Source organism: Actinomadura rubrobrunea NBRC 15275 (assembly GCF_001552235.1).
Lineage (GTDB): Bacteria > Actinomycetota > Actinomycetes > Streptosporangiales > Streptosporangiaceae > Spirillospora > Spirillospora viridilutea.
This window is the reverse complement of the sequence record NZ_BCQU01000167.1, coordinates 1-5,467: the sequence shown is the minus strand read 5'-3', so window position 1 is coordinate 5,467 and position 5,467 is coordinate 1. Positions and strand designations below refer to the sequence as shown.

Sequence of the window (5,467 nt, the reverse complement as noted above, 5' to 3'; positions counted from 1 at the left end):
CCGCCGCCGTCCGCGCCGGACGGCCGAGCGGGCCCTCCGGTCATCCCGTTCGGCGGGCGCGCCGGCGGTGCGCCAGCTCGTCGTGGGGATGCACGACGGGCCCCTCGGCGGTGGCTCTCTCGCCGGGCAGCTCGGCGAGGCTGCCCTCGACCTCCTGCCACACCCGGCCCAGCGCGATCCCGAACACCCCCTGTCCGCCCTGCAGCAGGTCGACCACCTCGTCGGCGGAGGTGCACTCGTAGACGCTCACCCCGTCGCTCATCAGGGTGATCTGCGCCAGGTCCTGCACGCCGCGGTCGCGCAGATGCGCCACGGCGGTGCGGATCTGCTGCAGCGACACCCCGGTGTCCAGCAGCCGCTTGACGACCTTGAGCACGAGGATGTCGCGGAAGCTGTACAGGCGCTGGCTGCCCGACCCGTGCGCGGCCCGCACGCTCGGCTCCACCAGGCCGGTGCGCGCCCAGTAGTCGAGCTGGCGGTAGGTGATGCCCGCGGCGGCGCACGCCGTGGGGCCGCGGTAGCCGACGTCCTCGGGCGGCGCCGACACCTGGGTGTCGAACAGCAGTCCCTGCTCTCCGGCACGCTGGGACGCCAATCGCCTGTCGGGGGTCGCCTTGCCCTCGCCGCTGCTCACCGCCACGCGGACCTCCGGCTTCTATCAGCCCGTGGCGTTCCGTCAAGGGGGTTTGACGAATGGCGCCACGAGTGTTCCACCAGCACGGTAGGTGCCGGTCAGAGTGTGGTCAACGTTCGTCGTCGGCGCGTCGCATGCCCGGATGAACCGCATTCACGTGGGCAAACTGCACACCTTCGCACTCATTCTCTCCTACCCCGGGACCTCCGGCGCCGAACAACCGGGCGTCCGAGCCGCAAGTTCACACAGTTCAGAGCATGCCCTTGCACAGCGCTCACGGCGTGTCGCGGGCGGCGCCCCGGCGGCGGGGCGACCGCGGCCCTGTGCCGCACTTCACAACCCGAACTCTCCGGTCTTCCGGCGTCCGAGGGTCCTCACAGCCCCATGCCCTGGCAGCGGCGCCGCCTAACCGGTACTGGCCACTCTTTTGCCGCACCCCTGCGCTCATGTGAGGACGGGCTCAGCTTCATCTGATGCGCGCAGCTCCGCAGCCCTCGCGCGTGCATCGGCGTCACGACGGATTGCGGCCATGCGTTGCGGCCGTACGGATGCGTCGAACGTCCCGGCGGGCGGCCCGAAGCGGAGCCGCCGGTCCGGCTCACGGGCGGCGGACCGCGCCGCGGATCGGAGCCCGCGGGGCCGCCCGCCGGACGACGGCGCGTCGGCGGGGGTCAGGCGCCCCGGCGCCCCGCTCCCGGCCCGTCAGCCGGCGCGGCCGAAGTCCTCGGGAGTGATGGTGTCGAGGAACTCCCGGAACTTCTCGACCTCGTCCTCCTGCTCGTCGGGGATGGCGACGCCGGCCTCCTCCAGGACGTCCTCGCTGGCGAAGATGGTCGCGCCCGTGCGCAGCGCCAACGCGATCGAGTCGGACGGGCGGGCGCTCACCTCCACGCCGTTGGAGAACACCAGGTCGGCGAAGAAGATCCCCTCGCGCAGAGCGGTGATGTTCACGGTGCGCAGCTGGACGCTCAGGGCGTCCAGCACGTCGCGGAAAAGGTCGTGGGTCAGCGGACGGGCCGGCAGCACCCCCTGCTGGGCGAAGGCGATCGCGGTCGCCTCGACAGCCCCGATCCAGATGGGCAGGTACCGGTCGCCGTCGGTCTCCTTCAACAGGACGATCGGCTGATTGGAGGGCATCTCGACCCGGACGCCGACGACCTCCATCTGCTTCACTGCGGCTCCCTGCTGGTCCTCGCTGTTCCGATCACCACGTGCCCGGATCGATGTCTGACCGAACCCTTAGGCCCAACGTACACCCCGCATCGGACGGTGGCGCCCGCCGACCGCGCGGCAATAACCTCCGTCCGGACCATGATCAAGGGTCAAGGGTTTCGCGCAGGCCCGCGGACAGCAGCGCCTCGTGCAGCCGCACCCACAGCTCGGCGATCTCCCGCGCGGCCTCGGCGGCCTGCTCGTGGGCGCCCGGGCTGCGGCGGCGCAGCTGCGGGGCGATCACCTGCTCGATCAGCCCGACCTGCCGGTCGGCGGCGGCCTTGACCGCGCGCAGGTGCCGCACCTGCACGCCGAAACGGCCGAGAGCGGCCGCCGTGCGCGCCACCGTCAGCGCCTCGCCCTCGTAGTACGCGCCGGACCGGCGGATCAGCCCGTACTCCTCCAGCTCGGCCAGCAGGCCCTCGTCGATGCCCGCGCCGTCGAGCAGCTGGCGGCGGGTCAGCCGCACCGGCGGCCCGGGCGCGGTGGCGTCGGCGGCGACCAGGGTGCGGGGACGGCGCGCGGCGCCGTCGAGGCGGCGGGACCCGAGCGGCGGGGCCGGCTCGCCGCGGTCCATGGCCTCCAGGTGCTGGCGGATCACCCGCAGCGGCAGGTAGTGGTCGCGCTGGGCGGTCAGGATGAACCGGAGCCGGTCCACGTCGGCGGGGCTGAACTTGCGGTAGCCGGCCGGGCTGCGGGCCGGTTCGATCAGGCCCTCCGACTCCAGGAAACGGATCTTGGAGATGGTGACGTCCGGGAACTCCGGCCGCAGCAGTGCCAGGACGTCCCCGATCGTCATCAGGGCCCGGGCGGGTTGCGCGGTCATGCTGCCCCTCCTCCCGGCCGTGTGCCCGTGCCGTGCCCCCTCGCCGTCATGGTCGCCGCCGTCGTGGCCGGCGCTGTGCGCGCCGGTGTGCTCGCCGCTGTGGTCGCCGTCATGGTGTCGCCCGCGCGCCCGGCCGCAGCCGGGTCAGCCGTGCTGCGGGTTGGTCAGGAAGACCAGCCGGAACTTGCCGATCTGGACCTCGTCGCCGCCCGACAGGCCCGCCTGGTCGATCCGCTGCCGGTTGACGTAGGTGCCGTTGAGGCTGCCCACGTCGCGCACCCAGAACGCCCCGCCCTCGCGGGAGAACTCGGCGTGCCGCCGCGAGACGGTGACGTCGTCGAGGAAGATGTCGCTGTCGGGGTGCCGCCCCGCGGAGGTGCGGTCCTTGTCCAGCAGGAAGCGGCTGCCCGCGTTGGGGCCGCGCTTGACCACCAGCAGCGCGGTGCCCGGGGGCAGCGCGTCGACCGCGACCTGGTCGGCGCCGGACGGCTCGGCCCCCTGGTCGGCGTCGTCGGCGAGCGCCTCGATCCCCGCGATCGAGATCGTGGAGGTGGACTCGCCCGGCGACTCGCGCGGAGGCAGGGGCGAGCCCTCGCCCCGGGTCAGCGGGGTGCCGCAATTCGAGCAGAAGCGGGCATCATCCGGGTTGGCGTGACCGCACTGCGTGCAGTAGACGCTCGGCATCGATCGGCTCGGCCTCCTACCTTCGGCGTGCCGCACGCGGCCCGCTGCCGCGGGTGCCGCCTGCGCCACGCGCATCCCTACTACCAACCCCACGCCGGGGACCCGCCCGGCCACGGTCCAGCCCGCCGTCCGCTGACGACGGTCGCCGCGACGTACGCGGGTGGGCCCGAGGGGTCATCCGGAACGGCGAGCCGGCTGCCCCCCAAGCTACCTTTCACAATGATCGCAGGTCTACGCCGCCGCGCGGGACGCGAACCGATCACCGTTGCGGGATCCCCTAACCAGACCGTATCGCGCTGACCGCCAACCGTGCGCGGGAGTTGATCGTGACGTCGGCGCCGACGCCGCGCAGGGTCCGCACCACGCCCCCGGGGATGTTGAGGGCGGTGGTCATGGTGTGGGCGTCGCCGATGGCCAGGAAGCGGTACGGCGGCCGCAGCCGCCGCCCGTCGACGATCACGCCGCCGTCGGGCGCGTCCAGGAAGTAGGTGTCGGCGCCGGTCCGCACGTCGCCGACCTGCACGACCTCGGCTCCGGCGTCGCGCAGCTCCTGCAGGGCGTCCAGCAGGTTCACGGCGCGCACCGCGCCGCGCGGGTCGTGGATCACCAGCTCGATGCCCGGCCCTTCGGCGGGCAGGGTGCCCGCCAGCAGCCCGTAGGTGCGCGCGCGTTCGCGGGCCTCGCGCAGGGCGGCGTCGCCCTGCGCGTCGCGTTCCAGCCCGGCCTTGGTCTCCTCCAGCTCGCGGATGTCGGCGCGCAGCCGCTCGGACCGCTGTGACAGATCCGACAGGATGCCCACCAGCTCGTCCTGGCGGGCCGTGGCGAACTCGCCGTCCTTCTGGGTGGAGCGCACCTGCGCGACGACGGCGAAGCCGAGCAGCAGGCACAGCAGCCCGCCGAGCAGCTGCCCGCGGGTGGAGCGCGGCCGCAGCAGCTCCAGCACGCCCCGCACCCCGCGGGCGCGGTCCTCCGATCCGCCGCTCATGCGCCGAACAGCTTGCGGCGGATGGCCGCGGCGTTGGAGAAGATGCGGATGCCGAGCACGACCACCACCCCGGTGGACAGCTGCGAGCCGACCCCGAGCTGGTCGCCCAGGAAGACGATCAGCGCGGCGATCACGGTGTTGCCGACGAACGAGACCACGAACACCTTCTCATCGAAGATCCCCTCCAGCCGGGCCCGCAGCCCGCCGAACAGGGCGTCCAGCGCCGCGACGATCGCGATGGGCAGGTAGGGCTGCAGCCACAGCGGCACGTCGGGCTCCAGCAGCAGGCCCAGCGCCACGCCCGCCGCCAGGCCGATGAGCGCGATCACGAGCGGGTCTCCTCTCGCACGGTCCTCCCCTCACGCCCCCGGCGGCCGTCACGGGGCCGCGGCGCGGGCGTGCCGCAGCCGCAGGACGCCCGCGGCGGGCAGCCGCACCCCCTCGACGCGGCGGATCTCGTACCGGATGCCGTAGCGCTCCTCCAGGACGCGCATTCGGCGGTCGGCGGCCGAGCCGCCGAAGGCGTCGAGCATGCGGGCGGGGTCGCCGACCGCGGTCACCTCGTAGGGGCCGCTGAGCGGACGGTAGTCCACCAGGACGGCCTCCCCCGCCGAGCGGATCGCGGTGGTGGGGGTGAGCCGCTGGCCGTTGACGGCGATCGCGACCGCCCCGGCCGCCCACAGCCCGTTCACCAGCACCTGAAGATCCTGATCATAGACCCGGCCGCCGTCGCCGGCCCCGCCGCCCTGCTCGGGAGGGTCGGCGTCGTCGACGGTGACGACCAGGCCGTCCCCGGACATGGGGGTGGCCGCCGCGGCGGCCGCCGCGGCCGACAGCTCGCCGCGGACCCGGCGGCCTTCGGCGCTGCGCGCCAGCGCCATGGCGCGGGCGCGTTCGGTCTCGGCCCGCACCCGCTCCAGGCGCCGCTGCAGGGCGTCGTTGTCGTCGGCGCGCGCGCGGATCTGCGCGAGGAGCCTGGCCCGCTGCTCGGCCGCGACCGGCTCGCTGCGCCGCGCCTGCGCGCCCGCCGCGGCCAGCAGCACCCCGACCAGCATCAGGACGAGCAGCGCTCCGGCGCCGCGGGGCCGGCCGCGCGGGGCGGGCCGGCCGGACGCGGCGCGGCGGG

Annotated in this window: 7 protein-coding genes; all 7 read right to left on the bottom strand. The window is 74.2% G+C overall.

From position 1 onward, the window contains the following. Window positions 1-40 precede the first annotated feature (40 nt). Window positions 41-640: a MerR family transcriptional regulator gene (locus tag AR3_RS28440; protein WP_067918649.1), complete on the bottom strand. Its 600-nt coding sequence runs from the start codon at window positions 638-640 to the stop codon at window positions 41-43. A gap of 696 nt (window positions 641-1,336) precedes the next feature. Then, the gene (locus tag AR3_RS28435; protein ID WP_067918647.1) at window positions 1,337-1,807 is read right to left on the bottom strand and encodes a bifunctional nuclease family protein; all 471 of its coding nucleotides are present in this window, start codon (window positions 1,805-1,807) and stop codon (window positions 1,337-1,339) included. 142 nt (window positions 1,808-1,949) lie between these two features. Beyond that, window positions 1,950-2,672 carry a transcriptional regulator FtsR gene (ftsR, locus tag AR3_RS28430; RefSeq protein WP_067918645.1) on the bottom strand — a complete coding sequence of 241 codons (723 nt, stop codon included), beginning with the start codon at window positions 2,670-2,672 and terminating at the stop codon, window positions 1,950-1,952. Between the two features lie 144 nt (window positions 2,673-2,816). Next, window positions 2,817-3,356 (bottom strand): FHA domain-containing protein, encoded by a 540-nt coding sequence (locus AR3_RS28425; protein WP_067918643.1) that lies wholly within the window; start codon window positions 3,354-3,356, stop codon window positions 2,817-2,819. Between the two features lie 277 nt (window positions 3,357-3,633). Then, window positions 3,634-4,341, bottom strand: coding sequence for a DUF881 domain-containing protein (locus tag AR3_RS28420; RefSeq protein ID WP_067918641.1), 708 nt, complete (start codon window positions 4,339-4,341; stop codon window positions 3,634-3,636). After that, window positions 4,338-4,670 carry a small basic family protein gene (locus tag AR3_RS28415; RefSeq protein ID WP_067918639.1) on the bottom strand — a complete coding sequence of 111 codons (333 nt, stop codon included), beginning with the start codon at window positions 4,668-4,670 and terminating at the stop codon, window positions 4,338-4,340. Before AR3_RS28415 ends, AR3_RS28420 begins: the two co-directional genes overlap by 4 nt. Before the next feature lie 48 nt (window positions 4,671-4,718). Then, window positions 4,719-5,467 (bottom strand): DUF881 domain-containing protein (locus tag AR3_RS28410; protein ID WP_067918637.1); only part of this gene is annotated, 749 nt, incomplete at its 5' end.

What these genes read in the sequence shown, in the direction of transcription:
- ftsR (WP_067918645.1), bottom strand. Translation starts at nt 2,672, where the DNA reads ATGACCGCGCAACCCGCCCGGGCCCTGATGACGATCGGGGACGTCCTG.
- AR3_RS28425 (WP_067918643.1), bottom strand. Translation starts at nt 3,356, where the DNA reads ATGCCGAGCGTCTACTGCACGCAGTGCGGTCACGCCAACCCGGATGAT.
- AR3_RS28420 (WP_067918641.1), bottom strand. Translation starts at nt 4,341, where the DNA reads ATGAGCGGCGGATCGGAGGACCGCGCCCGCGGGGTGCGGGGCGTGCTG.